The sequence below is a fragment of the Arthrobacter sp. 01N444 genome (assembly GCF_056399305.1).
Genome location: NZ_JBFTRB010000004.1, coordinates 94422 through 119918 on the forward strand (window position 1 = coordinate 94422; position 25497 = coordinate 119918).

Here is a 25497-nt window from a genome sequence, read left to right on the forward strand (position 1 = left end):
ACCTGCGGCGGCTAGGACAGTGAGTGGCATGAATCACACACAATCTGTTGCAGTGCCGCAACGGTCTTCGCCGGGGGCCCCTGCCCCCTCAACCGTTGGTGGGCCCGCATCACGGTTCTCCAAAGGCTCGGCAGCCGCCGTCCTGGTCTGCTGGCTGTTGGTGGTCTTCGATGGCTACGACCTGATCGTCTACGGCACGGTCCAGTCCTCCCTGATCTCCGAGACCGGATGGGGGCTGACCAAGGCCACCGCCGGGACCATTGGTTCCATGGCTTTCGTCGGCATGATGATCGGGGCGATCTTCGCCGGCCGGATGGCCGACTCGTGGGGCCGCCGCCGCACCATTCTGGGTTGCGCCATCGTCTTTTCGATTTTCACCATCCTCTGCGCCTTCGCCCCCAATGCGGCCGCCTTCGGGGGGCTGCGGCTCTTGGCGGGCATCGGGCTCGGTGGCCTGGTGCCCTCGGCGAACGCCCTCGTTGCCGAACTGGTCCCCGCTAAGTGGCGGTCCACCATCGCCACCCTGATGATGTCCGGCGTCCCGATCGGCGGGTCCATCGCCGCCCTCGTCGGCATCCAGCTGATCCCTGCCTTCGGCTGGGAGTCCATGTTCCTCGTGGCCGTGCTCGCACTGATGATCGTGGTGCCTCTCGGACTGAAATACCTGCCCGAGACGCTGGCCCCGGTCAGTGCCGCGGACCGGGGAATTCGCAACCTCAAAGAGCCGATCGGCTTCAAGTCCCTGCTCCGCACCCCTTACCTGGGGGTGAGCCTGCTGTTCGCCCTCGCGACGATCGCTACCCTGTTCGCCTGGTACGGGCTGGGAACCTGGCTGCCCAACCTCATGCAGCTGGCCGGCTACAACCTGGGCTCCGCCCTGACTTTCGCCCTGGCCCTCAACCTGGGTGCGGTGGCCGGCTCGGTGATCACGGCCTGGGCCGGGACCCGCTTCGGTCCGATTCCGACGGCGATCGCCGCGGCCGCCGTCGCCGCCGGCGCTCTCGTGGTCCTGGTTGCGGGACCGCCGGTCACCGTCGTGTACCTCATGCTGGTCCTCGCCGGCGTCGGCACCCACGGCACGCAGTGCCTCATCATCGCCGCCGTCGCGAGCCACTATCCCGGGCACCTGCGCGGGACCGCGCTGGGCTGGGCACTCGGGACCGGCCGCATCGGCGCCGTCGCCGCACCCCAGATCGGTGGCCTCCTGCTGGCTGCCGGACTGGGCGTCAATTCCAATTTCCTGGCCTTCGCCGGTGCAGCCGCGATAGCAGCGGTCCTGCTGGTCGCCGTCGGGCTCAAACTCAAATCAAAACTCTCAACTTCCCCTTCACTAACAGGAGCAAGCAATGTCTGAGCACGTCCCGTCCACCAGTTTCCTGTCCACCGACGGCCGGTCCACCGATGTCCTCGTCATCGGAGGGGGAATGGCCGGATTGGCCGGAGCCCTCGCGCTGCGGGAAAGCGGCGCCGACGTCACCCTCGTGGAGCGGGCGCCCGAATTCGGCGAGGTCGGCGCCGGGCTGCAGATGGCGCCCAACGCCTCCCGCGTCCTGAAGCGCTGGGGCCTGCTGGACAAGGCCCTGGAGATTGGCGTCCAGCCCAAGCACCTGGTCTTCCGCGACGCCGTCACCGGCGAGGAGCTCACGCGCCAGAGCCTCGGCGGGGAATTCGAGGAACGCTACGGTGCGCCCTACGTGGTGATCCACCGCAGCGACCTGCACCGGGTCCTGCTCGAGGGCTGCGAAGCGGCGGGCGTGAAACTGGTCAACGATGTCATGGTCGAGAGCGTGGAGACCGTGAACGGCAGGGGAGTGGCCCACACGGCCGCCGGTGTGGACTACGAGGCCGACGTCGTCATCGGCGCCGACGGGCTCAAGTCCACCCTGCGCCCGCTCGTTGCCGGCGACGAGCCGGTCCCCTCGGCCTACGTCGCCTACCGCGGCACCGTGCCGATTACCGAACACACACCCAAGGCGGACCTCGAGGACGTCATTGTCTACCTCGGACCGGACTGCCACCTCGTGCAGTACCCGCTGCGCAAGGGCGAGCTGCTGAACACCGTGGCCGTCTTCAAGTCCGCCTCCTTTGAGCGCGGCGAGGAGCAGTACGGGGGAGTCGACGAGCTCGAGGCCGCGTACAAGGACTGCGTCCCCGCCGTCCAGGCTGCGCTGAAAAACCTGGGCACCAGCATGCGCTGGCCCATGTACGACCGCGATCCGATCGAAAACTGGGTGGCCGGACGGATGGTGCTGATGGGCGACGCCGCGCACCCGATGCTGCAGTACCTGGCCCAGGGCGCCTGCCAGGCGCTCGAGGACGCGGCAGTGCTGCAGGACGTCACCACCGGCACCGTGTTCACCGCCGACGGCGTCCACCCCGAAGCCTGGGACGGCGCGATCAAGGAATTCAACAACCTCCGCGCCGGCCGCACCGCCAGGGTCCAGCGCACCGCCCGCGTCTGGGGCGAATCCTGGCACGTCTCCGGGCTGGCCCGGACGCTGCGCAACCTGCTCTTCAAGAGCCGGATGGACAACGATTTCCGGTACAACGACTGGCTGTACGGCCAGGACGGCGACGGCGTGCCGGCGGCCCGCGCGGCACACTCCGGCATGGCGGACAAGATTTCCGCCTGATCCGGGCTCCGGGCCGGGCGGCGTCATTGGGTGACCCGTTACGAGCTCCGGGCCGGCTTCTTCAAGGAGCCGGCCCGGAGCTTCTTCGGTCATGATCCAGGGCGGACTTTCCGCCGATTCCTGAATGTTGTCGACGCACGGTGTTCGTCAACGGCAAGAATTCCCGGCCCCCCCTAGGCTGTGCTACTTCCGCGGCCCCGCCGGAATCATCATCGGGCTGGTCGAGGAGCTCCGCTGACGTTCCGTCACTGCATCAGGCCGACGCTGTTTCGCGGAGGTATTGGCGGAGTCCGGGGATTGCGAAGTCCACCCTGCCGTAGCCGGCTGACTCGATCAGGCCCGCGGCGATGAGTCTCTTTCGGTACTTGGACACCACGTTGGGCTTGGCCGTCATGATGTTTCCGATCAGGCCCGCTGCCGATGATCCATCCTGAAGGGCCATGGCGTCGAGGAACTCGCGGTCCTTGTCCGAGATATCCGAAAGCGCTGACTCGACGACTACTAATGTGTTTCGTCTTTGAGCGGCGCTGATGGCTCTGTGCACGCCGCTCTCATCCAGTTTCCAGTTGGCCTTCCCCGCCTCCAGCCAGAGGTAGTAGCCCACAAGCTGAATAAGGAAGGGGTAGCCCTCGGTAGCCTCCGCGGCTTCACTGACGAGGCCGGGGGAGACGTCTATCCCTCCCTCACTGAAGAGCTCGCTGTAGGATGCGGTGACTTCGGCGATGGCTGCCTCGTGGAGATTGATCCTGTCGGCGCGTCGCAGGAAGGTCGCCACTCCTTCATTTAGGAGGTCGGAGACGGCGGATGGCAGGCCGGCGAAGATGAGGCCGATGGGCAGTCCGTCGCGGATGAAATGCTGCACTTCAGCGGCCAGTTGGGAAATTTCTGTGCGGTCGACCGCATGTATCTCGTCGATGGTGATAACGAGTCCTGTACCTTTTGCGTCCAACAGCCGCAGAAGTTCGTTCCCGGTCCGTCGCCAGTCGGCACTCCGTTCCTGGGGGAGTTGCGTTGTTAGTCCGAACCCTGCCGCCGAGAATGCTGTGATTTTCCGTGTTGGGGGCCCGTCTCCGAGTTCCTCGACAAGCCGGAGCATGTCGTCGCCGATTCCGGCGAGGAAACCGGGGTTTGCTGTTCGGGAGATTACCGCCCAGCCGTGAGTTCCCGCGATCCGTTCCGCGGCGCTCAGCATGACTGTCTTGCCGATGCCTCTGGATCCGGTGATGATGGTCAAAAGCCCGGGTGCTCCCGAGCCTTGCTGCAGGCCGTACTCGAATTCATCCAAGAGCCCGGCCCGCCCAATCAAGTCCGGCGGTGTGGCTCCTGCGGTGGGCTTGAACGGGTTCCGCACCGGGACCTCCAGGGTGAAAGTAGGTGAAAGTGGTGAAAGTGGTGAAACTGATATCACACTATCAGGCGCCACATCCCGCAAAGTCTCAGGAGCTCCTGCAGGGCGAATATGTAGGCCATCCCTGTACGAAAAACAAGTCGACCATGCGTCCTATGCAGTCTCGGTTCTGACCACCTGAGACTGCCGTACACAGGCTGCGGCCAGGCAAGCTGACAGATACGACGTTCGGTTCGCCCAGCGCTATGTGTCCACAGTCTGGGTACTGGCCGGGGCGCTCATCCGCGGCCGGACCTATCCACTGTGGACGACCCAGACACCTTCGCTGGCTAACCAGATGACCCCCACTTTCCGACCCTCCTTTAAGTGCCGATAATCAACATTATGTCAAGTTGAATCAATCCAAGTGCACAATCTGCAGATTAGGACCCGGTGATACGCACTCCCCGGTTTCGCCTGACGGGACGCCGAAGTCCTCGCCGTTACAGGCATCCGGGCCCGTCCGGCGCCGCGCCGGGCAACAGCCCGGGCGTGTAAAGGTCAACTGGTTCGAGGTACCGTGCAGCTAGAACTGGACCGTCGATGATGCCGACGGGTTCTTCGCCCATGAGCGCTCGATCCTGAATCTGGCGTTCACCCGGGCAGAGCAGCAAGGCGTCTTCGATCTGGCCGACCTCGAAGTTGAACGGGTCCTGGCCTCGGGACGTAGGGGCAATCGATCGGCGGAACCGGGGGCAGAGTTCGACGAATATGATTCTCCCCCGGGGGCGGCTTATCTGCCCCTGCCTATTTGGTCTTCGGGGTCTTCTGGGTCCAGGGGAAGACCCGCCGCGATACGCCGCCGGTCCTCCGCGGCCGATGTCCGGACGCGCTTCAACCGGAGCCCTCCCCGAACCAGGAAAAAGCCGGCCACAAGCATAACGAAGGCCACCATAGCTGCTGCCCAGTAGGTGCTCGGATCATTAGCTTTGGGTTGGAACACGACGGCCAAGATGATGGCTACCAGCATCGTGAGATTGGCGATTTTCAAGGGCCCGAGCATGGAGTAGACGGACTGCCACGTCGCCTTGCTGGACCTAGCCTTGCCGGTGCCCTCAACGTCCATGCGGAATTTTCCCCCAGTGTTTCTCACCGTGAGCGTACCTGTCGCTGCTAGGCAGGGGAAGGCATGAAACAGCCCGCATGGGATTCCCATGACCTCTCGCCGCTAACATCCGACTGATCTAGCCACCCAACTCCGACGAACTGGACTCAGACCGGTAAGTCACTTTCCCGCTTGTAGTCTGCATCTCATCAGATGCATCAGGCAGCCCCCTCTCCCCCGACCATTCGGACCACGCAGCCAATGCGTCTTCGTACATCGCCTTTAGGCCAGGGATATTCCGCTGATCGGTGTTCCGGGGGGAAGAGTTCGGACCTGATCGTGAATCTGGCCAGCAATGTTCAGGGTCACGACAAAATCGCCTAACTCGACGTTGCTAAGTTCGGTTGGACCTCCGAGAACTGGTGGTATGCGAAAACCGTAGATTTCGGCCTCGCCCGGTTGGAGGCCCGCGTTCTCTGCCTGGTCGGCCAAACCGACCATGAGGTACTCGGCTTGCCCCTCGCGAGAGTTCAGTACCGCGATCAGGTCACCCTCGCTCGACCACAGCCGAGTAAGTTCACCGGCAATGACGTCGAGGAACCAGAATCCGCTCTCCGTCTGCAAGAACACGTCTCCGAACGGCGAAGTGAAAAGCGGACGCTTGTCGGCAAGATCGAGGAACGTCCAGGACTCGAGAGCCTCGGCATAGAGAGCCGGCGGGAATCGACGAAGAGGTTGCATAACGTGACATTAGCGGAGACACTCGCGGCCCACGTGCGAAATTCCCAGAAGTTGGGCGCTATTCCATATCAAATACGCCCGAACTTGATCGCAGAGATGCCAGTAGGCGGTATGTAAGGACGAACCAGGGTTCATGGCAAGAAAATGGCCTCCCCGTCAGCCTCCGTTTCGGGCGTCTGGGCCGCCTCGGGAAACGCCATGTCAATTTCTTGTCCCTTGACTGGGGTATGGGCGTGAATCTTGGCCGTCAAATTCATCAGCAGAAGCCAAAGACAACCTAGGTTTGGAAGCCTATGCTCGGGTTCAGCGTTCATTCTCAAGGGGGAACAATGGATCGCGCCTGGCGCCTTCGAATAGGAATTTCGGTTCTGGCGGCATTGCTCATGACATCATGCGCAGCCACCCCATCAGGGGTGCCGGGATCAGCAGCCTCCACGCCCACCACTTCCGGAATCGCAGCAACATCACCGGGTGCCCTGACCAGCTCCGTGGGTAACAGCCCCGTCCCGGCCACCTCCGGCCCGCCGCAGGAAACGTGTGCAGCTTTCCTGCCTACCGCGCCTTGCTCGACCTACAGCAGCGTCGCCGCAACATCAAACGGTATGGCTCTACCCTGGGCGGCCGCCGGGACCATCAAGGTGCGACTGAGCTCCGTCGAAGGTACCCTGCAGCTGGCCATGAAAACGGACTGCTCCCCCATTGGCGGCCCAGTCACAATTGCTGGAAACATCATGACCCTCGGGAAGATCGCCACTGGCGCCAGCGGCTGCATCGGTACCGCCGGCGACCATCAAGCATGGATTCATGAATTCCTGAAACGTCCCATTGCAATGACCTATATACAAGACACTTTGACCTGGACGAACGGGACAGACACGCTCAGCTTCAAAGCCGAGTAACCACGGTTTGAGTCCGCTTCCTTGCCCGGCCCCGACGGCGACAAATGAGCTGCCGGATAGGCGCCGAATCCACGGGAGGCTCCCTGCACGGCTGCCATTGGACTGCCGGGCCACGACCGAGCGGACTCCCCTAGATCGCTCCAGGTCCTGTCAGCCCAGCTCCCCCACCGCCCGTTCTCAGGTCTCCGTATTGGTTGATCAAATGTCCTTCGCATAGAAATCGCGGAGACTAGCCGCGAAGATCGGCCGCAGCTGCTTCGGATTGACAGTGCCTTCGGCGGTTCGAATGATTGCGGTGTCCACCTCAGCCAGGAAGGCCTCGGATGATGCGTGCCCTTCCGGGACACGGATCATCCAGACGTAGCCCCTCGACCGCGGCGGGAGGCCGGCATCCCGGAGGTACCGGTCGATGTCATCGTCGATTCCCAGCCGGTCGGCAGCTGTGAACGGTTCCTCGAAGGGTTGTTGCTTACCCCCGCGCTCGGTGTAACCGGTGATTGTCCTGCCGGCGTCCGAGGACGGGCGGCGGCGTAAGTTGTCCAGGCCGGCTGCCCAGCCGATGAGCGCCCCCCAGCCATTCTCGGGCAGGTCCAGCCAGGAAGCTGAGGGCTCGGATTCCTGCACGTCACTCCACATGGGCTGCTCCTTGCCTCTCCGAATGGGTCACGTCTCCGCACGGCTGCGGCGGGGCAGAACATCCGGTTCCGGGACCCGCGTCAGGGCGGCTTCCCGTGGAAGCTTGAGCCCGTCGTTGCAATCCTTACCTGACCTTCGTGTGCGTATCAAGGCGTGCGGTGGGCCGGGGCGAACTGCGCCGCGCGGTTGGTTTCTTCGGCGCGGATGAGGTGCACGAGCGCGTTGATGAGGGCCAGATGGGTGAATGCCTGTGGGAAGTTGCCGAGGTGACGGCCGCTCACCGGATCCAGCTCCTCAGCGTAGAGGCCCAAGGGACTGGCAAGGGACAGCAGACGTTCGCACAGTGCCTTGGCGCGTACCACCTCTCCGATCTCGACCAGGGCCGAGACGAGCCAGAACGAGCAGGTCGTGAAGGTCCCTTCGTCGCCGGTGAGACCGTCGTCGGTCTGCTCGGGACGGTAGCGCAGGACCAGTCCGTCCCGGGTGAGTTCATCGGCGATGGTCAAGACCGTGGCGCGCACGCGAGGATCGTTGATGGGCAGGAATCGGACGAGCGGAACAAGGAGAAGCGAGGCATCGAGGTTCCTTGTGCCGTAGGACTGGACGAACACGCCTCGGTCGTCGACACCATTGCGGCAGATGTCCTCATGAATCTCCGTGGCGACGGCGTCCCACTTTCGGGCGTAATCAGCCTGACCGTGCAGGCGCGCCAGCCGGGCACCACGATCCAGGGCGACCCAGCACATGAGCTTTGAGGATGTGAAGTGCTTCGGTTCGCCACGGACCTCCCAGATGCCGTGGTCGGCGTCCCGCCAGTGGGCGGCGGCTTGCTCGACCTGGCGGAGCAGGACGGGCCAGAGCGGCTCGGGAAGCTGGTCACGGGATTTGGCGTGGAGGTAGACGGAGTCCAGCATCATGCCCCAGACGTCGAGCTGGCGCTGGTGGGCGGCAGCGTTGCCGATCCGGACGGGGCGGGCGCCGTCGTAGCCGCCGAGTCCCTCGACAGTAACCTCGGGAAGGTCCCTTTCGCCGTCGATGCCGTACATGATCTGCAGGTCGTCCTCGGCGGCGACGTCGCGGATGAAAGCGAAGAAGTCGTCGGCTTCCCGGTCCAGGCCGAGGGTGTAGAGGGCCCAGAGCGCGAACGTGGAATCGCGCACCCATGTGTACCGGTAGTCCCAGTTCCGCTCTCCCCCGGGCGTCTCGGGCAGCGAGGTGGTAGGCGCCGCGACCAGAGCTCCAGTCGGCGCGTAGGTGAGGCCCTTCAACGTCAGCGCGCTGCGCTGCAGCTGCTCCCTCCACGGGTGGTCGGGGAACTCGCCCCCGGTGATCCATTGCCTCCAGAACTCAGTGGTCTGCCACTGCTTGCGCGTGGCTTCTTCCCAGGTCCGCGGCGGGGGCAGCGACCCCCAGGAGAGCGCGACAAAGGCCTGCTCGCCCTCGGTCATCCGGCTGCGGATGACCGCGATGGAGTCCTCAATGCCCAGCCGGCGGTCGGTAGTCAGATGCAGCACCGGATCCCCCTCATTGCCGCTGACGGTCACGGCCTCTCCGAATCCGGGGCTGGAGAACTCCCACCGTGCCCGGCGCTGGCCGTAGCCGAAGACCGGCTCGCACAGCACGGACAGCTCAACCGCACCGTTGACGCACCGGACGGTGCGCAGCAGGCAATGCTCGGCCTCGTAGTTCGTCGGCGGGCGGCGGTACCGGCCGGCCCTCTCGTCGGTGTGGTGCCACGGACCCATCACCAGAGCATCCCTCACGATCAGCCAGCCCGTCCTGGTCTGCCACGTGGTCTCCAGGATCAAGCTGCCGGGGAGATAGCGGCGCGCAGTGGGCTCACGGACGCCGTACGGCGCCACCTTGAAGCCACCCGCGGCGCGGTCGAGGATAGTGGAGAACACACTCGGTGAGTCGTGACGCGGCACGCACATCCACTCGACCTGCCCGCTCGATGCAATCAAGCAGTTGGCCTCACAGTCAGACAAAAACCCATAGTCGGCGATCGGCGGATACGGGCTCGTGCCGGCCCCGGGCCGCCGCCTCCCCTCCGCCCCTGACCGGGCGTCGATGCTCACCACCCCAGTATGTTCCCCTCAGGGTGGAAACGGGACCCCGGCTACCTGGACGGCTTCCTCCCCAACGGTCAGTGCTTCATCAACGGTCAGTGCTTCATCGCAGAGGACGACGGCGATGCGGCGGCGAAAATATCGTACGGCCGCCGGCCAAAGAGGCGCTGGACCTGAATTCCCTACATGGTCGATGGCCTCCTCGACCCGGGACAACGTTGACCCGCTCTGCCAACCCTTGGGATTGTTCAATCGGGGCGCTGAAGGATTTCGACGATGATTGTGCTAAGAATCCCCGTCGGCTCAGCAATTCCGATGGATCGACAAGATGAACAACGGAGGATTGATCTCATGTCACAGGTACGGCGTTTCGATCATGTTGGTATCACCGTTGCCGATCTCAAAGAGGTGACGGCGTTCTTCGTCGGGCTGGGCCTCGAGGTCGAGGGCGCGCCGATGTTCGTCGAGGGCGAGTTCCTCGACACGGTGATCGGCATCCCCGACTCACGTACGGAGATTGTCATGCTGCGGCCGCCCGACGGAGGTACCCGGCTGGAGCTTTCGAGCTTTGTCCGGCCCGACCACCAGCCTGGATCGCCCGCGGCGATGGCCAATGAGTTGGGGCTGCGCAACGTGGCCTTCGAGGTCGACGACCTCCAGGCGGTCGTCGACCGTCTGGCCGCGGACGGCTTCGGGCTGGTCGGCGACATCGGCCAGTACGAGCACCTCTGGCGCATGGCCTATGTGCGCGGCCCGGAGGGGATTATCGTGTCCCTGGCCGAGCGGATCGGCTGATTCGCCGTCCCTATCGGCCGGGCTCCGACACGCCAGCGGCACATGGCCTTGATGGCTCGTGGTGGCCCACAACGGCTGATCCATAGCTACGCCTTTGGTATAGCCAGTGTCGCTGCCCAGCGCTGTCCCACAGACGCTTCGATGCCTAGCGAATAGGTCTTGAGATGGCAGACCTCTAATTGGTTTTCCGAAGGAACAATATCGCTTGTTCCTTTCACGTGGGCTGGGCGGCATCTGTTCCGGTGTCCCTTCTCCCCCACCATGCCGTTGCTGCCAGTAGAGGCAAGCGGATAGGCCGGCCTATTGTGGCCGATCCGGCGGAACTCGGCTATGCCGCTTACTTTCGCGACCAGGACCTGTCCGTCTCCGGCACGTTCATTTATGCGCTCTAGCCTCTGCCGTCACCTGTCACCGCGCCCCCGGACGCGCGCTGACCACGGACAACCAGCAGGGCGGCTAAGAGAACGGATCCCAGCGCCCGCGGCCTTGGTACACAGGAGTTCGCTGAGCACCCAGTGACGGTCTAGCTCAGTCCCAGGCACCGTTCGGCGGTCTGCTCAGCGGTCGGATTTGCGAGTAGATTGTTCACATCCGCTGAGGGCCCGCATATCGGCGAAACGACGTGGACAAGGATCCGGATGGGCCGGCCGTACCGCATTGACACTCATCAGCACATCGTTCCGCCCGGGTATGCGCGCTGGATGCTTGAAAAGGGCATCCGCCCCGGCGGCATTGGCCTGCCGTCGTGGTCCGAGCGCTCAGCGTTGAAGTTCATGGACAGGCACGACGTGCAGACCGGCATCCTGTCCCTGTCCACTCCCGGCGTGTACTTCGGGGACGCTGCGGAGGCACGTCGGCGGGCGCGGGAGATCAACGAATACTGTGCAGAGGTGGTCGCGGCCCGGCCTGAGCGGTTCGGGTTCTTCGCGACGCTCACGCTGCCGGACGTGCAAGGCGCCCTGGCGGAGGCCCAGTACGCCCTGGACACCCTGCTCGCGGACGGGGTCGTATTGCTGGCCAACAACGCCGGCCGCTATCTGGGCGATCCTGGCTTTGAGCCTCTGCTGGAGTTCCTGCACCACCGGCGGGCCGTAGTGTTCGTCCACCCCGCTGAACTGCCCGGTCCGGCGGTGCCGGGCATACCCGCCTTTGCCGCAGATTTCATGCTCGACACGACCCGCACCGCTATCAGCCTGATCCTGTCCGGTGCGATGGAAAAGTTCTCGGGAATCAGGTTCATCCTGGCCCACGCGGGCGGCTTCGTGCCTTACATCGCCTACAGGATCCTGCTGACGATGCTCAACGATAAGGGCCTGGCCCTCAGCGCACTGGCGGCGCTGGGAGATAAGAAGCAGTCCATCTTGCGGCGGTTCTATTACGACGTGGCCCTATCCGCCAGCCCGGCGGCCCTGCCCAGCCTGCTTGAGGTAGCTGACCCGGGCACCATCACATACGGAACTGACTTCCCGTTCGCACCCTCTGCGGCGATCGATTTCCTGAATATGGAGTATGAGAATTATCCGCTGGACCCATCGGTGCGCGCGGCGATAGACCGCGGCAATGCCGAGGCGCTTTTTCCCCGGCTGAGGCCTGAGCAGACTTAGTTCATATTGTGCGCGTTGCGCTCCCTGGCAGGCGGGGTTCGGTGGAGACCTTCCTGTCTCTATGGCTCGACGCCGTTTTTCGCAGCGGGACCGTGCTCGTCTGGCGCTCTCCCCAGCGGCCTGGCGCAGCATGCCGCTGTCCGTTGCCGGCGAGATCGAGGAACGTCCAGGACTCAAGGCCATCGGCGTAGCGAGCGGGAGTGAATCGACGGAGAGGCCGCATGAATTGACGATGTCGGAGCCAGCGCCCCAGCATGCGACATTCACAAGGTTTCGCGCACCTCCGGCGTAAGAGACGCCCGTCGCTGATACGCAACGGCGAGCGCTGCTGGAGCTCGCCGAGTCGCCGGCGTCAGTGTTCCTCACGTATGGGCGGCAGGACAATGACAGCCACTGGGCACACCGCCTGACCCGAACCGCCGAGTGCTGGCATGATGGGCGCATGAGCAGTGTCACATGCGATCTGACTATTTCCCTCGACGGATTCGTTGCGGGCCCAAACCAAAGCATGACGGAACCCCTGGGGCGGGGCGGAGAACTCCTCCACAGGTGGATGTTCGAAGAAGCCGAGTCCAACGCAGCCGAGCTCGACGGCATCCTCGCCGCCGGCGCCTACATCATGGGCCGGAACATGTACGCCGGTCCCGGGGCATGGGATGAGCAGTGGCGGGGATGGTGGGGTGAGGAACCGCCCTATCACGCACCTGTGTTCGTTCTCACCCATCACCCCCGTGAGCCCTTGGAGATGGAGGGCGGCACAACGTTCAACTTCGTGGCCGATGGGATCGAATCGGCGTTGGCCCAGGCGCGGAAGGCCGCTGGCGGCAAGGACGTGGCCATAGCCGGAGGAGCACAGACCGCCCGACAATTCCTTTCGGCGGGGCTGATCGACGAGCTGCGGCTCCACATTGCGCCCATAGTCCTGGGAGCGGGTGAGCGGCTGCTGGACGGCGTGACGGACCTCAAGCTTGAGCCGACGGACGTCAGCGGTTCCCGCCTCGTTACCCACGTGCGCTATCGGGTAATCCGCTGACAGGCCAAAGGGTATGCCCTTAGAAGCCGTCCCCCGAGGAGCGGAGCAAGACCACGCCGTTGCCCGACGTCCGCGTGCCCTCGGGCCTAAGGTTCATCCGGACATCCGGGGGCCTCAAACAGCGGCCTCCCCTGCCCCAGGACCACGGGATGGACGAGAATTCGAAACTCGTCGACCACCCCATGCCGCATGAGTGTGGAGGCCAAATCGGCGCCGCCACGGGCGATCTCGCCCCCCCGGGCCGCACCTTCAGTTTCGCGATCTGTTCAGGAACGACGTCGTGAATCACCGTGGTATTCCAGCCCGCCTGCGTGAGGGTCCGCGAAAAGACGAACTGATAAGGCGCGACCCGGTACGGTGCACACCGCCGTCGATCGGGTGGTTAGGCTGGGTGGATGGCGACAGTTATTCTCGTGCGGCACGGCCGCACCACAGCCAATGCCACTGGACTGCTGGCCGGTCGGGCCGTCGGCGTCAGCCTGGACCAGATCGGGCGCGACCAGGCGGCTCTGACCGGAGACCGGCTCGCGGCCGTGCCCGTAGTCGGGGTGGTGTCGAGCCCTCTTGAGCGTTGTCAGCAGACCGCCCAGCTCATCCTCGATCGCCAGGCTGGCACGCCGTACGCGCCGGTCGATCTCGATCTCACCGAGTGCGATTACGGCCAGTGGCAGGGCCGCACGCTCAGTGATCTCGCGACCGAGGATTTGTGGCCGGTTGTGCAGTCGCAACCGTCCGCCGTCGTCTTTCCCGGCGGTGAATCCATGGCCGCGATGCAGGCTCGGTCGGTGGCAGCGATTCGACGCCACGATGCAGCCTTCGAAGCCGAGTACGGGCCAGGGGCCGTGTGGGTGGCGGTGAGTCACGGTGACATCATCAAGTCAATCCTCGCCGACGCGCTCGGCATGCACCTTGACCTGTTCCAGCGTATTAACGTGGGCCCCGCCTCCGTATCGATCGTGCGCTACGGCGCTAGTCGGCCGAGCGTCTACGCGACCAACACCGACGCGGGTGACCTGTCGTGGCTGTCGAACGGCATCCACTCTGGCGATGCGCCGGTGGGCGGCGGTGCAGGGCAGAAAGCGCCATGAACCTCATGTGCCTAAAATACTGACATGCCTACACGTGTTCACGAGTTTGCCTGGCCTGATCGAATCGTCGTCGGCACCATTGGCCTTCCAGGGGCGCGCACGTTCTACCTGCAGGTGCGCGCAGGGTCGCAGATCGTGAGTATTGCCCTGGAGAAGCAGCAGTCGGCTCTGCTCGCGGAGAAGATCGACGAAATTCTCGACCAGCTCATCACCGTCGAGGGCAACCCCTTCAGCGTTCCCGCGAGCACTCCCATTGAACTTGTCGACAATGACCAGCTCGAGGCCGTTCAGGAGCAGTTTCGCACCGGCGCCATGAGCTTAGGTTGGGACCCAACCACGGCCCAGGTCGTAATAGAGGCCTACCCCATCGCCGATGTCGATGCTGATGACAACGAGGAACCGCTTGATGAGGACGGCGCTAACGAGCCCGAGATGCTGCTGGTGCGAATGCCGGTTGGCACCGCCCGCGCATTCGCCAAGCGCACCCGTGAGATCGTGGGCGCCGGGCGTCCGACGTGCTCGCTCTGCGGTTACCCCATAGACGCCGACGGGCACATCTGCACCCTTCCCGAGGTCTGATGCCAGCGCCGGACCTAGCGACCGCCGAGCTGACGCTCACCGGCCGCATCACGACGGCTTCAAACGCTACATTTCTGGGCAGCATCGGCGACATGGTGGTCGTCTATAAGCCGATAGCAGGCGAAAGTCCGCTGTGGGATTTTCCCCACGGCACCCTGGCTCACCGGGAGGTGGCGGCCTACCTGGTCTCGCAGGTCTTAGGCTGGGACGTCGTGCCGCACACCTGGCTGCGCGATGGTCCGATGGGCGAAGGAATGGTGCAGCTCTGGCAGGAGCAAGACCCCGCCCAAAGCGCCGTGAACCTGGTCGCGACGGACCAGGTTCCGGAGACGGGCTGGAAACACGTTCTCGAGGGACGGGATGAGAACGGAAGGATGGTCGCCCTCGTGCACGAAGACTCGCCGGCGCTCAGACGCATGGCGGTGTTCGACATGGTCGTCAACAACGCCGACCGCAAAGGCGACCACATTCTTGCCATGACGGACGGACACCGGCACGGCGTGGACCATGGGCTCACCTTTCACCGTGACCACAAGCTGCGCACGGTGCTGTGGGGATGGCTGGGAGACGCTCTGACCGCCGAGGAACGCGACGGCATCGATCGTGTCAGCGAAGGACTGCGCGGTGGGCTGGGCCGAAACCTGGCGGACTTGCTCAGCGCCGAAGAAATCGCATCGCTCGCCGCGCGCTGCGCACGGTTGCGCTTGGCCGGGCGGTTTCCGGCTCCGAGCGGTGAGATGTCGGCGGTGCCCTGGCCGTTGTTCTAAGGGAATCACGGCTCAACTGTCAGAATTTGGCTGCCCAAACGCCGATAACAGCGCCTACGCTCAACCAAGCCCGCGGGCCCCACCTTCCGCAGACGACGCGCCGAGCGTCCCATATACAGCACCCCTTCAGTCAGGTGTTGCGATGTTGAGGAGAAACCGCGCTGCCCACGCAGCCGAGGGATATGGGCAGAGTCCAACTTTTGTCGGCCCATCCGGCTACACTGAATGTATCGAACATATATTCGAATAAGGGTGTGTTGTGGGCGTTGTTGTCGGTCCCCGCGTGATAGACGCGGGCATGTCGTTGCTGTCGGTGCTGATCTCTCCGGTCCCCGTCGCGGCCGGGTATCCATCGCCGGCGCAGGACTACTTTGATGGGCGGATTGACCTGAACGAGCATCTGATCAAGGACATCACCAGCACGTACGTCGTGCGGGTCTCCGGAGACTCGATGGAACGCGCCGGCATCAGCGACGGGGATGAACTGATCGTCAACCGGGCCCTGGAACCCAAGGACGGGTCCGTAGTCATAGCCGTCCTGGACGGAGAATTGACCATCAAGCGGCTGCGGATCACGGCCGCCGGCGTCGTGCTGCAGGCGGAGAATCCGTCCTACCCGGACATCCGCGTTCCGTCCGTGTCGGATCTGGTCATCTGGGGCGTCGCGACCCGCTGCCTGCACCATGTTTGAGGCACACCATGTCTAAGCCCTCCCCGATGCGGCGGATGCCGCAGATCGCGCACGTGGATGTGAACTGCTTCTACGCCTCGGCCGAGCGGGCATTCGACCCGTCCCTCGAAGGCCGGCCCGTCGTCGTACTGTCCAACAACGACGGGTGCGCCGTCACCCGGTCCCCGGAAGCCAAGGCTCTCGGCATCGGCCTCGGTGAACCATGGTTCAAACTCGCCCCGCGGGCGAAGGAGTGGGGACTTGTTGCCCTCTCGAGCAACTACGAGCTTTACGGGGACATCAGCGCCCGGGTGATGGAACTGCTGGGCCGCTACAGCGCTTGGTTGGAGGTTTACAGCATCGACGAGGCCTTCCTGGGCGTCAAAGGCGCGCCGGAGGACCTGCTGGTCCTGGGCCAGACCATGAAGGCAGCCGTGCGGCGCAACGTGGGGGTTCCGGTCTGCGTCGGGATCGCCGGGACCAAGACCCTCGCGAAACTGGCCAACAAATGGGCAAAGCACAACCCGGCCTTCGACGGGGTCTGCCACTGGGACTCCGTGCCCGCCGCCACCAGGGAAGCGCTGATGGGCCGGCTGTCTGTGATCGAAATCTGGGGCGTCGCGACGCGCCTGACCAAACGCCTCAACGCCTTAGGGCTTCAGTGCATCCTTGACCTGTCCCGGGCCGACCCGGTGATGATCCGGGACCGCTTCTCCGTGGTCATGATGCGCACCGTCCTGGAGCTGCAGGGCACGCCGTGCATCCCGATGGAGGAAGAACGGATCGGCCGGGACCAGCTCATCTTCTCGCGCTCCTTCGCCACCCCCATCACCACCGCCGCCGGCATGCGGCAGGTCCTGTCCGTCTACGGCCAGCAGGCATCGGCACGGCTGGCCAAATACAGCCTCCAGGCCAAGGTCCTCACCGCCTTCGCCGGCACCTCGCACTTCAACCCGAACGACACCTCCTACCCCTCGGTGTGCGTGCCGCTGCCGATGCCCACCGCCGATCCCGTCCTGCTCACCCGGGCCGCCCACGCCCTCCTGCCCCACATCCAGGAAGGCATCAAATACGCCCGGGCCGGCATCATGGTCACCGACCTGCGGCCCACCGGCAACCAGGCACCGCTGGCCCTGTTCCAGAATCCGCACGAGGAACGCCACATCGGAACCCTCCTGGAAGATGTGACCCGCCGATACGGGCGCGGCTCCATCGGCCTCGGCCACGCCGGCATACGGGGCGGGCCGGACTGGACCATGAAACGGGGCATGCTCTCCCCCCGCTACACCACCCATTGGGACGAACTCCCCCTCGTCAAAGCCGCCTAACGCCACCACGCCCCCGCAGCACCGCACCACGAAAGACCACCCCATGACCCTCAGCACCGAAAACCCCACACGAGCCCTTGACCTTCAAGTCCGGCTCGACCCGGCAGGCAAGCCCCTTGCCATCCGGCACGACGGACGGATCTGGCTTGTCGATCCGGCCACCGAATCCCGGCACTGGATCAGCGGTGACGCCGGGCGGGGCACCCGATGCACGGCCGCCGCTGGCGGCGCCAACCCGGCCGGTATCGAATACTGGCGCGTCGAGGCCCGGCTGGGGTCGAATTCAGCGCTGCGCACGTTCACGCTGCGCCGGAATCCGCGCTCCGTCCAGTGGCTCCTGGAAGACATCAGCGACGGCGGCTAGGCAACGGTGTCACTGAAAAGTCAGCCGATCAACGACCAGACCTGGGCGAGGATCAGGGCAGAATTCACGCTGCCCGCCCTGGAACAGGTCCGCCGCCGACTCGCCGAACTGATGGACGACCCCGACCCGGTAATGCAGCAGCTCGTCCGCGTCTTCATCGACGACGGCACGTTCTGCCCGGGATTCCAATTCGTCGCCGGCGGCCACCTCCACCCGACCGTCGTCGACCTCTTCCAGCGCGCCATAGAACTGAAGGTTCCGCACAACTACTTCACGGTCTGGATGGTTACACCCTGCCGGGAACTCGGCGGGTCCCGCCCCGTTGACCATCTGAAAAGCGGCCGCGCTCCCCTGTTTCGTGCGCTGGAATCCCACCGCTGGAGTTAGGTCAGGCCCGCGACCCGACGTGCAACGGTTCCGCTGATGAGTCCGGCCCGGGATGTATTGAGTCACACGCGGGAATCGCAGCTGCCCTGCCGTTGGTAGTCTTTAGCCCACCATCCCTTTCCGCCCGACACTTGAGGTGCGAACCATGATCCCGACGACTCCCACTCCGGGCACTGTCCTTCTGGCCGGCGCCACCGGCGATCTCGGCGGGCGTATCCTGCAGAATTTGGTCGCCCTGGGGGCCACCGTTCGGGTCCTGACACGGCCTGGGACCAGCACGGAGCGCATTGCGCTGCTCCGCGCCCAAGGCGTCGAAGTGATCCAGGCGGGCTACGACGATCCGGTGGCCCTCCGAAGGGCCTGCGCGGATGTTGACTGCGTAGTCTCCGCGATCAACGGCGTGGACAGCGCAATTCTCGACGCCCAATCGCGCTTGCTGGAGGCGGCGGCCGCGGTGGGCGTACCGCGTTTCATCCCTTCCGATTACTCCATCGATTACCGCGGAATCCGCCCCCGAAGCAACCGGAACTTGCAGTTCCGCCGAGACTTTGCACAGCGGCTGGATGCCACCGAAATCCGGGCCACTTCCATCCTCAATGGCGCCTTCACCGACATGCTCTCCGGGCAGGCTCCCATGATCCTGTTCTCCCGGCGTCGGGTGCTCTTCTGGTCCGACGCCGACCAGGTGCTCGACTTCACCACGAAGGATGACACTGCCTCCTACACCGCCGCCGCCGCCCTCGACGAGCGGGCGCCCCGCGTCCTTCAGATCGCCGGAGACCAGGTCACGGCAAGGACCCTGGCAGCCACCATGTCCGACCTGACCGGAACGCAATTCGGGCTCCTCTACGCGGGCAGCGTCGGCTCCTTGACTGCTATGAGCCGGGCCGTCAAAGCCCTCATGCCGGCCTCTGACAAGCCGTTCCCGCCGTGGCAGGGCATGCAGTACTTCGCCAGCATGTTCAGCGGCGACGCGACCCTGAACTACGTCAGCAACGACCGGTACGGGAGCCGGACGTGGACCACCGCCCGGGACGTCCTGGACCAGCACGTGCAGCAGAGCTCACCGGCCCCGGTCCCCTAGCCTGGGGGTTGTTGCAAGGACAAGCCCCGAACCCCTAGGGTTCGGATCATGGCCGCGCCCGGGGGACCCGCTCGTTATGGAATGCACACGACGCCGACACTGCTGTCCGTAGTATTCCTCGCCGTCGTCGCGCTAACCGCGGCCTGCGCGTCAACTCCCCCACTCAGCACGTCGGCAGGCGAGCAAACCGTCACCAAACCGCCCGCCGCCACGGCCGCACCATCGACGGGCGCCGGACTGTCACCAGGCATGACCCTCGCCCCGGCTCCGCCGATTCCGCCTGCCCCCGGGCACGGTTTAGATGAATGCCGGCCACAGCGTGCAGAGAAAGTCGTAGGCAATGGAGCGCTGGAGTGCCAGTACTTCACATCCGGTTCCATGACGCCGGCTTCTGTGCCCCGTGATCCGGGAATGAGCTCCGGCGATTACGCGATACGGTTCGGCAGCGTTGGCGGCCGCACGTTGATGACCGTGCGTATCCCCTGCGCTTCGTATGCGGTCACGGTCAGCATTGCCGGCGAAACGATCACGCCGGATGTGGGGACACTGGAAAGTTCCCTGGGCACGTGCAACTTCCCGTGGGACCAGGAATAGGCGCGGATGAAACGATACCTTCAGGCTCCGTTTCAGTTTGCACAGCGGGAGACTGGAATCGTGCTGCACAACCCGGAATGGGGAATCACCCTCTTCCGGACCCCCTACTCGGCCGGCGGATCCCCCGGTCCCGCCTAAGGGCGCCAGGCTCCGGCCAGATTGAGGCGTTCATCCGCTTCGTCCTTGACGGCCACACCGCACACAGGCGCCTGTCGGGATGAGGTCATTTTCAAATGCCCTTCTGGGGGCCAGAAATACCTGACACGATCCAGTGGGAATAAGAACCGCCGCCATCATGTTCGTTTCCGGTGTGAAGAACATCGGATTCCTGTCCTTCGGCCATTGGACCGACCACCCGGATTCCGGCACGCGCACCGCGTCGGAGGCGCTGTTGCAGGCGATCGACCTCGCGGTCGCGGCCGAGGAGCTGGGTGCGGACGGCGCCTACTTCCGGGTCCACCACTTCGCGCAGCAATACGCCTCCCCGTTCCCGCTGCTCGCTGCGATCGGGGCCCGGACAAGCCGCATCGAGATCGGCACCGGCGTGATCGACATGCGCTACGAGAACCCGCTCTACATGGCGGAAGACGCTGGCGCGGCCGACCTGATCGCGGGCGGCCGGCTGCAGCTGGGCATCAGCAGGGGTTCACCCGAGCAGGTCATCGACGGATGGCGTTACTTCGGCTTCGCCCCCGCCGAGGGCGAGTCGGACGCCGACATGGGCCGCAGGCACGCCGAGCGTCTGCTCGAGGTGCTCACTGGCAAGGGCTTTGCGGCGCCGAACCCCCGCCCGATGTTCCCGAACCCTCCGGGCCTGCTGCGCGTGGAGCCGCACTCGAGGGGGCTGCGCGAGCGCATCTGGTGGGGCTCCGGCTCGAACGCCACGGCCATCTGGGCTGCGAAGCTCGGCATGAACCTGCAGAGCTCCACGCTCAAGGATGATGAGAGCGGCAAGCCCTTCCACGTCCAGCAGGCCGAGCAGATCGAGCTCTACCGGCGGGCCTGGAAGGAGGCGGGGCACGAGCGGGAGCCGCGCGTCTCGGTCAGCCGCAGCATCTTCGCGCTGACGGACGAGCGCGACTGGCAATACTTCGCCCGCGACCGCCACAGCTCCGACCAGGTGGGCAACATCGACGAGAAAACGCGCGCGGTCTTTGGCCGCTCCTACGCCGGTGCCCCGGACGAGCTGGCCGCGAAGCTGGCCGAGGACGAGGCGATCGCCGCGGCAGACACCCTGCTCCTCACGGTCCCGAACCAGCTCGGTGTCGACTACAACGCCCACGTCATCGAGTCGATCCTGAAGTATGTGGCGCCGCAGCTCGGCTGGCGCTGACCCCTCGTGACAGATTCCCCGGGCACCGCGCCGTCGACACTTGCGGGATCCAGCCTTGCAACGCCAGTGCGACGGCGACGACGCCGGTCCGGCCGGCACTCACCCGCGCGGCAGCCTTGACGCCGAACGCCACTTCGGCTGAAGCACAGGACGGGCGGCCGCGATGCGCTCGCGACCGCCCGCAGAAACCGGGTGCACCCGGGCTCAGCGCACCGACTTGCGCTCGTAGATCGCCATCGACCAGGCGTACCCGGCGACCACAATCACGACGCACCACCCGATTGCCAGCACCGGGCTCCAGCCGAGCGGGGTACCGAGCAGCAGCCCGCGGATGGCCTCGATGAACGGCGTGAACGGCTGGTACTGCGCGAACCACTGCAGCCATTCCGGCATCGACTCGGTCGGCACAAAGCCGCTGCTGAGGAAGGGCAGGAAGGTCAGCACGAGGGGCAGGTTGCTGGCGGTCTCGGCCGACTTCGCCTGCATGCCCATGGCCACCCCGAGCCAGCTGATCGCGTACGCGATGAGCACGATCAGACCTGCGGCGGAGATCCATTCGACAAACCCGGCGGCCGGGCGGAAGCCAATCAGGAGGCCGACGCCGAGCACAAGCACGACGGCGATAATCGCCTGGATGGTGTTGCCAAGCACGTGCCCGGCGAGCACCGCGGCCCGCGAGATCGCCATCGTCCGGAACCGCGCGGTGATGCCCTCGGTCATGTCCATCGACACGGTCGTCGCGATGCCGCCTGCGCTGCCGGCGATGGTCAACAGCAAGATGCCTGGCATGACGTAGGCGACATACGCCTCGCGCCCGCCGGCCGGATCCGCGCCGGGCAGGCCGGCCCCGAGCGTGCCGCCGAACACGAACACGAAAAACAGCAGCAGGACTACCGGCCCCACGATGGTGAACACCGACAGGCCCGGATAGCGCAGCATGTGCAGCAGGTTGCGGCGCAGCATCGTCACCGAGTCGGCAATGACGTGCGCTTGCTGGCGGGTGCCCTGGGCCGTCCGGCGCTTGGCGGCGATGGTGGTCATGATTCGGTTCCCTTCGTCTCGACCCGGCCGGTGAGCGCGAAAAACACGTCATCGAGGTCCGGGGTGTGGATGCTGAGGTCGTCGACCTCCAGGTTGGCCGTGTCGAGGCGGTCCAGCACGGTGCGCAGCGCGCCGACACCGCCGTCGCTCGGCACCGTGAGCGAGAGCCCGGCGTCGTCGCGGGCGCACTCGCCGAGCAGGCGGGAGGCGGCGTCGAGCCGCCCGGCGTCAGCGAACCGGAGCCGGATATGTCCGCCGGGCACCAGGCGCTTGAGCTCGTCCGGCGTCCCCTCGGCGACGAGCCGGCCGCCGTCGAGCACCGCAATGCGGTCCGCGAGTTCGTCCGCCTCGTCCAGGTACTGGGTGGTGAGCAGCACGGTGGTGCCGTCCGCGACCAGGCTGCGGACAATGTCCCACATGGTGTGGCGGCTGCGCGGGTCCAGGCCCGTGGTGGGCTCGTCCAGGAAGATGACGCTGGGCGCCGAGACGAGGGTCATGGCCAGGTCGAGGCGGCGCTGCATCCCACCCGAGTAGGTGGCGAGCGGCTTACGGGCGGCCTCCACGAGGTCGAACTGCTCAAGCAGCTCGACCACCCGGGCCCTCGAGCGCTTCGCTCCAAGATGGCGCAGCCGGGCCATCAGCAGCAGGTTCTCCTCGCCGGTGAGCAGCTTGTCCACCGCGGAGAACTGGCCGGTGAGGCCGATCGCGGCGCGGACGCCGTCAGGGTCGCGCACGACGTCGCATCCGTTCACCAGTGCCGTGCCGCCGTCGGGCCGCACCAGGGTGGACAGGATGTGCACGGTCGTCGTCTTGCCGGCGCCGTTCGGGCCGAGCAGCGCGGTGACTGTGCCCGCGTCCACGGTGAGGTCGACGTCGTCGAGCACGGCCTTTGCACCGTAGGACTTCCGCAGCCCGCGGACGTCGATTGCTGGCGTGTTCATGTGCTTGGTTCCCTTCTGTTGGTGGCCCGGAGTCATTGAGCGCGCTGGATGCTGATGTCGCCGTGCTGGGTGCGTGCACGCACTGCGACGGTCTGTTCGGACGCGTCCGGAGCGCGGTCGCTGTCCAGCTGCTTGCGGACGTGCCCCTCTTTCGAGGACAGATCGAGCCAGGCGGGAACGCCGGGCCGCACGCCGATGGTGACCTGGCCGAAGCCGCTCTCGACCTGGATGGAACCACTCGAGACCTCTGCGAGCTGGATGCTGCCGTAGGCGGTCTTCGCCGCGACAGAGCCGAGTGCCTTCGAGATCTCGAGGTCGCCGTAGGAGAGCTTCGCTTCAAGGTCGCCGCCGGACTCCCCGATCAGGATGGTGCCGTGCGACGCCTTGAGGATCGCGTCGCCGGTGACTTTGCCGATCCGGATCTGACCGTGGTCGGCCGTGATCTCGATCCCGCCCTCGGCGGTGCCGAGGGTCGCGTTGCCGTGCGAGGCGCGCAGCCACAGGTCGCCGGTGGAGTCGAGATCAACGCGGCCCATCGAACTCTTGATCCGGGTTGCGCCGAGGCGTCCGACAGCGCGCACGCCGCCGACCCCGATCTCGGCGGTGAGCCGCGACCCGGCAGGCAGCTCGACCTTCACATCGACCGACTCGGTTGGGCCGATCCAGCTGATGCGGGGCCGGGGGCCGGTGATGATGAGCCGCTGGCCGTCGACGTCGATTTTGGTCTCTTCCGCGCCCCGGCGGTCGACTGCCTTCGCGGGGTTCGTCGGCGAGACGGTCACGACCGTGTCGTCACGGTCAGTGGCGATGATTTCGATCGCGCCGACCTGCAGTTTGATGGCGAGGTCGATGGGGGTGGGGGTGTCGTAGGTGGGCATGCTGGCGCCTTCCTTTTGGGTGTGTTTGATCGACCCCGCGGGTCCGCGTGGTTGGTGGGTGTGGTGCGGTGGGCGGTTTAGCGCGCCCAGCCGGCGAAGTTGTCGCCGGTGCGCAGCGTGCGCTGCGCGGATCGTCGCTGCTTGGGCTGGAGAGCGGCTGCGACCGCGCGGACCAGCCAGGTGTTGACGGACAGGCCGTCAGCGGCCGCGGCCTCGTCCACCCGCGTCTTGAGGGCATCCGGCAGGCGGAGCGTCGTGCGCGAGGTGCTCGCGTCGTCGAGGTCGAGGGGTGCGGCCGGCCGCTCGTCGGTGTCAGATTCCGGGTTCGGCTGGGTCACCACGAATTCGACGTCGCGTCCGCGCAGCCGCATGTCGACTGATCCGGGTGCGAGGTCGCGGGTGATCTCGCCGGCCGCAGCCGAGAGAACGTCGAGGAGCACGAGCCGGGTCGCGGCGTCCAGTCCGGCGGCGAGCCGCTCGGCCACGGCGCGGGTGTCCTCCGAGCCGCTCTCCGCGGCATCCACTAGCTGCCGCTGTAGGTCGTTGACGTATTGTCCGAGTTCCATGCCACCATAGTGACACCACGGTGGTGTCACGTCAAGCCTTCGTGGTGTCACGGGTGATCCGCAGGTTGGTGCGGCGGCTCGATGAGGGTGAGTACGGGTGAAAGGCCCCCCGCCCTGAGTCCTAGTTGGCGTCCTGTCGGTTCACCATTTCGGCGATCCAGATCGGCGCGAACGGAGAGGTGCAGTTCGGCGGCGTCGGGTAATCCTTGAGCACCTCGAGACGCTCGCCGATGCCGATCGCGCGGGCGCGGTGTGCGGGGTGCTCAATCCCGATCTGGGCCAGGCAGTGGTTCATCGCCCACTGCAAGCGGTCCGGGGCGTCCTTCATCTGCGCCTCGATGATGTCGAGCAGTCCTGGCAGGTCGAGGCCCTCCGGCTTCTTCGCAACGCGGTCGGTGGTCAGCGCCCAGCCGGCACTTGCCACCAGCGGGTCCGGAGCGGCGAACCAGGCCACGCGCAGTTCCTCGGCATGCGGGTTCTTCTTCACCACATAGTTGACGAGCCAGTCCTGCACCTTGGGAGTGTGCGCTTGGCGCAACATGCCGTCCAACTCATCACGATCGAAAGCCTTCGGACGGCAGATCAGGAGCGCCAGGAGCCGCGCCGCGGTATCACCGGTCCCCCACAGCTCACGGGACAGCTCCTGCTGCGTCTTGAGCCGCTTGGCCAACGCCCGCAGCTTGCCGAGGTTCACCCCGTGGTCGTCACCGTGCTTGGCGTTCACGTCCCGGATCCTCGGGTCCTCGAGGTCAGCCAGCTCGGCCATCACCTCGGCCGCCGTCGTTCCGGTTTCCATCGTCTGGGCCACCTCGGCCTCCTGTCCGTTGCTTGTGCGATTCAGCATACGTCGGCGGTTCGGCCGCCCGCGGCAATATGCGGCTTGGCGACGAAAACAGACGACTGCACCGTTGCCGCGCACGCCGGTGAGCGTCCGGTGCTCACCTGTGAATCGCCCGCTGCCCCTTGCCCCAGACTGGTTGCCTGCGGCAAGCTGTTGATCAGCTGATGAATTGATCAACCGGGAGAGACCCGACG

The 25497-nt window shown here is 65.4% G+C and carries 28 protein-coding genes; 16 read left to right on the plus strand and 12 right to left on the minus strand.

All coding sequences use genetic code 11. The features are described 5' to 3' along the window. The first annotated feature begins 28 nt into the window (after positions 1–28). Positions 29–1354, plus strand: coding sequence for an MFS transporter (locus tag AC1DKN_RS06725; RefSeq protein ID WP_476870820.1), 1326 nt, complete (start codon positions 29–31; stop codon positions 1352–1354). Then, the gene (locus AC1DKN_RS06730) at positions 1347–2633 is read left to right on the plus strand and encodes an FAD-dependent oxidoreductase (protein ID WP_476855847.1); all 1287 of its coding nucleotides are present in this window, start codon (positions 1347–1349) and stop codon (positions 2631–2633) included. The genes AC1DKN_RS06725 and AC1DKN_RS06730 overlap by 8 nt, the downstream gene beginning before the upstream one ends. A 253-nt stretch (positions 2634–2886) precedes the next feature. Here the strand turns inward: AC1DKN_RS06730 and AC1DKN_RS06735 are convergent, their stop codons facing one another. From AC1DKN_RS06735 to AC1DKN_RS06750, 4 genes are all read right to left on the minus strand, one after another. Further along, complete coding sequence (locus tag AC1DKN_RS06735) at positions 2887–3984, minus strand: ATP-binding protein (protein ID WP_459384726.1); 1098 nt, start codon at positions 3982–3984, stop codon at positions 2887–2889. 479 nt (positions 3985–4463) lie between these two features. Beyond that, positions 4464–4589, minus strand: coding sequence for a hypothetical protein (locus AC1DKN_RS06740; protein WP_476870821.1), 126 nt, complete (start codon positions 4587–4589; stop codon positions 4464–4466). 164 nt (positions 4590–4753) lie between these two features. Then, the gene (locus tag AC1DKN_RS06745; RefSeq protein WP_476870822.1) at positions 4754–5086 is read right to left on the minus strand and encodes a hypothetical protein; all 333 of its coding nucleotides are present in this window, start codon (positions 5084–5086) and stop codon (positions 4754–4756) included. Between the two features lie 261 nt (positions 5087–5347). Then, positions 5348–5806 carry a T6SS immunity protein Tdi1 domain-containing protein gene (locus tag AC1DKN_RS06750; RefSeq protein WP_476870823.1) on the minus strand — a complete coding sequence of 153 codons (459 nt, stop codon included), beginning with the start codon at positions 5804–5806 and terminating at the stop codon, positions 5348–5350. Positions 5807–6135: 329 nt separating this feature from the next. Here AC1DKN_RS06750 and AC1DKN_RS06755 point away from each other — a divergent pair, with 329 nt between their 5' ends. Then, positions 6136–6705 carry a hypothetical protein gene (locus AC1DKN_RS06755; RefSeq protein ID WP_476870824.1) on the plus strand — a complete coding sequence of 190 codons (570 nt, stop codon included), beginning with the start codon at positions 6136–6138 and terminating at the stop codon, positions 6703–6705. A gap of 198 nt (positions 6706–6903) precedes the next feature. Here AC1DKN_RS06755 and AC1DKN_RS06760 read toward each other — a convergent pair whose 3' ends face one another. Together AC1DKN_RS06760 and AC1DKN_RS06765 are read right to left on the minus strand one after the other, a co-directional pair. Next, positions 6904–7341 (minus strand): DUF5956 family protein, encoded by a 438-nt coding sequence (locus tag AC1DKN_RS06760; protein WP_476870825.1) that lies wholly within the window; start codon positions 7339–7341, stop codon positions 6904–6906. A gap of 146 nt (positions 7342–7487) precedes the next feature. Next, positions 7488–9422, minus strand: coding sequence for a glycoside hydrolase family 15 protein (locus AC1DKN_RS06765; RefSeq protein WP_476870826.1), 1935 nt, complete (start codon positions 9420–9422; stop codon positions 7488–7490). A 339-nt stretch (positions 9423–9761) separates the two neighbouring features. Between AC1DKN_RS06765 and AC1DKN_RS06770 the strand changes: the two genes are divergently transcribed. The 3 genes from AC1DKN_RS06770 to AC1DKN_RS06780 all read left to right on the plus strand — a co-directional run bounded on the left by AC1DKN_RS06770 (position 9762) and on the right by AC1DKN_RS06780 (position 12842). Further along, complete coding sequence (locus AC1DKN_RS06770; protein ID WP_476858528.1) at positions 9762–10205, plus strand: VOC family protein; 444 nt, start codon at positions 9762–9764, stop codon at positions 10203–10205. Positions 10206–10843: 638 nt separating this feature from the next. After that, complete coding sequence (locus tag AC1DKN_RS06775) at positions 10844–11809, plus strand: amidohydrolase family protein (RefSeq protein ID WP_476870827.1); 966 nt, start codon at positions 10844–10846, stop codon at positions 11807–11809. A gap of 442 nt (positions 11810–12251) precedes the next feature. Next, positions 12252–12842, plus strand: coding sequence for a dihydrofolate reductase family protein (locus tag AC1DKN_RS06780; protein ID WP_476870828.1), 591 nt, complete (start codon positions 12252–12254; stop codon positions 12840–12842). An 86-nt stretch (positions 12843–12928) separates the two neighbouring features. On the opposite strand, the gene AC1DKN_RS06785 is transcribed toward AC1DKN_RS06780, so the two are convergent. Continuing rightward, a complete protein-coding gene (locus AC1DKN_RS06785) occupies positions 12929–13033 on the minus strand; it encodes a dihydrofolate reductase family protein (RefSeq protein WP_476870931.1) in 105 nt (34 codons plus the stop codon). Positions 13034–13237: 204 nt separating this feature from the next. Between AC1DKN_RS06785 and AC1DKN_RS06790 the strand changes: the two genes are divergently transcribed. The 10 genes from AC1DKN_RS06790 to AC1DKN_RS06835 all read left to right on the plus strand — a co-directional run bounded on the left by AC1DKN_RS06790 (position 13238) and on the right by AC1DKN_RS06835 (position 21036). After that, on the plus strand, positions 13238–13930 hold the full coding sequence (locus AC1DKN_RS06790) for a histidine phosphatase family protein (RefSeq protein WP_243177522.1): 693 nt from the start codon (positions 13238–13240) through the stop codon (positions 13928–13930). A 24-nt stretch (positions 13931–13954) separates the two neighbouring features. Then, positions 13955–14509: a DUF3090 domain-containing protein gene (locus tag AC1DKN_RS06795; protein WP_476870829.1), complete on the plus strand. Its 555-nt coding sequence runs from the start codon at positions 13955–13957 to the stop codon at positions 14507–14509. Further along, positions 14509–15276 (plus strand): SCO1664 family protein, encoded by a 768-nt coding sequence (locus AC1DKN_RS06800; protein WP_476870830.1) that lies wholly within the window; start codon positions 14509–14511, stop codon positions 15274–15276. Before AC1DKN_RS06795 ends, AC1DKN_RS06800 begins: the two co-directional genes overlap by 1 nt. 259 nt (positions 15277–15535) lie before the next feature. Beyond that, on the plus strand, positions 15536–15967 hold the full coding sequence (locus tag AC1DKN_RS06805) for a LexA family protein (protein ID WP_230010920.1): 432 nt from the start codon (positions 15536–15538) through the stop codon (positions 15965–15967). A gap of 8 nt (positions 15968–15975) precedes the next feature. Continuing rightward, positions 15976–17274, plus strand: coding sequence for a Y-family DNA polymerase (locus AC1DKN_RS06810; RefSeq protein ID WP_476870831.1), 1299 nt, complete (start codon positions 15976–15978; stop codon positions 17272–17274). A gap of 43 nt (positions 17275–17317) precedes the next feature. After that, on the plus strand, positions 17318–17638 hold the full coding sequence (locus AC1DKN_RS06815) for a hypothetical protein (protein WP_476870832.1): 321 nt from the start codon (positions 17318–17320) through the stop codon (positions 17636–17638). 6 nt (positions 17639–17644) lie between these two features. After that, positions 17645–18025, plus strand: a complete 381-nt coding sequence (locus tag AC1DKN_RS06820; RefSeq protein ID WP_476870833.1) for a hypothetical protein — start codon at positions 17645–17647, stop codon at positions 18023–18025. Positions 18026–18170: 145 nt separating this feature from the next. Further along, positions 18171–19109 carry an NmrA family NAD(P)-binding protein gene (locus tag AC1DKN_RS06825; RefSeq protein WP_476870834.1) on the plus strand — a complete coding sequence of 313 codons (939 nt, stop codon included), beginning with the start codon at positions 18171–18173 and terminating at the stop codon, positions 19107–19109. A 411-nt stretch (positions 19110–19520) separates the two neighbouring features. Beyond that, on the plus strand, positions 19521–19703 hold the full coding sequence (locus tag AC1DKN_RS06830) for a hypothetical protein (RefSeq protein WP_476870835.1): 183 nt from the start codon (positions 19521–19523) through the stop codon (positions 19701–19703). Positions 19704–20013: 310 nt separating this feature from the next. Then, positions 20014–21036: an LLM class flavin-dependent oxidoreductase gene (locus AC1DKN_RS06835; RefSeq protein ID WP_476870932.1), complete on the plus strand. Its 1023-nt coding sequence runs from the start codon at positions 20014–20016 to the stop codon at positions 21034–21036. 204 nt (positions 21037–21240) lie between these two features. Here the strand turns inward: AC1DKN_RS06835 and AC1DKN_RS06840 are convergent, their stop codons facing one another. From AC1DKN_RS06840 to AC1DKN_RS06860, 5 genes are all read right to left on the minus strand, one after another. Continuing rightward, positions 21241–22077: an ABC transporter permease gene (locus AC1DKN_RS06840; protein ID WP_476870836.1), complete on the minus strand. Its 837-nt coding sequence runs from the start codon at positions 22075–22077 to the stop codon at positions 21241–21243. Further along, positions 22074–23018, minus strand: coding sequence for an ATP-binding cassette domain-containing protein (locus tag AC1DKN_RS06845; RefSeq protein ID WP_476870837.1), 945 nt, complete (start codon positions 23016–23018; stop codon positions 22074–22076). Before AC1DKN_RS06845 ends, AC1DKN_RS06840 begins: the two co-directional genes overlap by 4 nt. Before the next feature lie 32 nt (positions 23019–23050). Next, positions 23051–23896: a DUF4097 family beta strand repeat-containing protein gene (locus AC1DKN_RS06850; RefSeq protein ID WP_476870838.1), complete on the minus strand. Its 846-nt coding sequence runs from the start codon at positions 23894–23896 to the stop codon at positions 23051–23053. Positions 23897–23973: 77 nt separating this feature from the next. Beyond that, positions 23974–24462 carry a histidine kinase gene (locus tag AC1DKN_RS06855; protein WP_476870839.1) on the minus strand — a complete coding sequence of 163 codons (489 nt, stop codon included), beginning with the start codon at positions 24460–24462 and terminating at the stop codon, positions 23974–23976. A 121-nt stretch (positions 24463–24583) separates the two neighbouring features. Beyond that, positions 24584–25258 carry a DNA alkylation repair protein gene (locus AC1DKN_RS06860; protein ID WP_476870933.1) on the minus strand — a complete coding sequence of 225 codons (675 nt, stop codon included), beginning with the start codon at positions 25256–25258 and terminating at the stop codon, positions 24584–24586. Between the last annotated feature and the right edge of the window lie 239 nt (positions 25259–25497).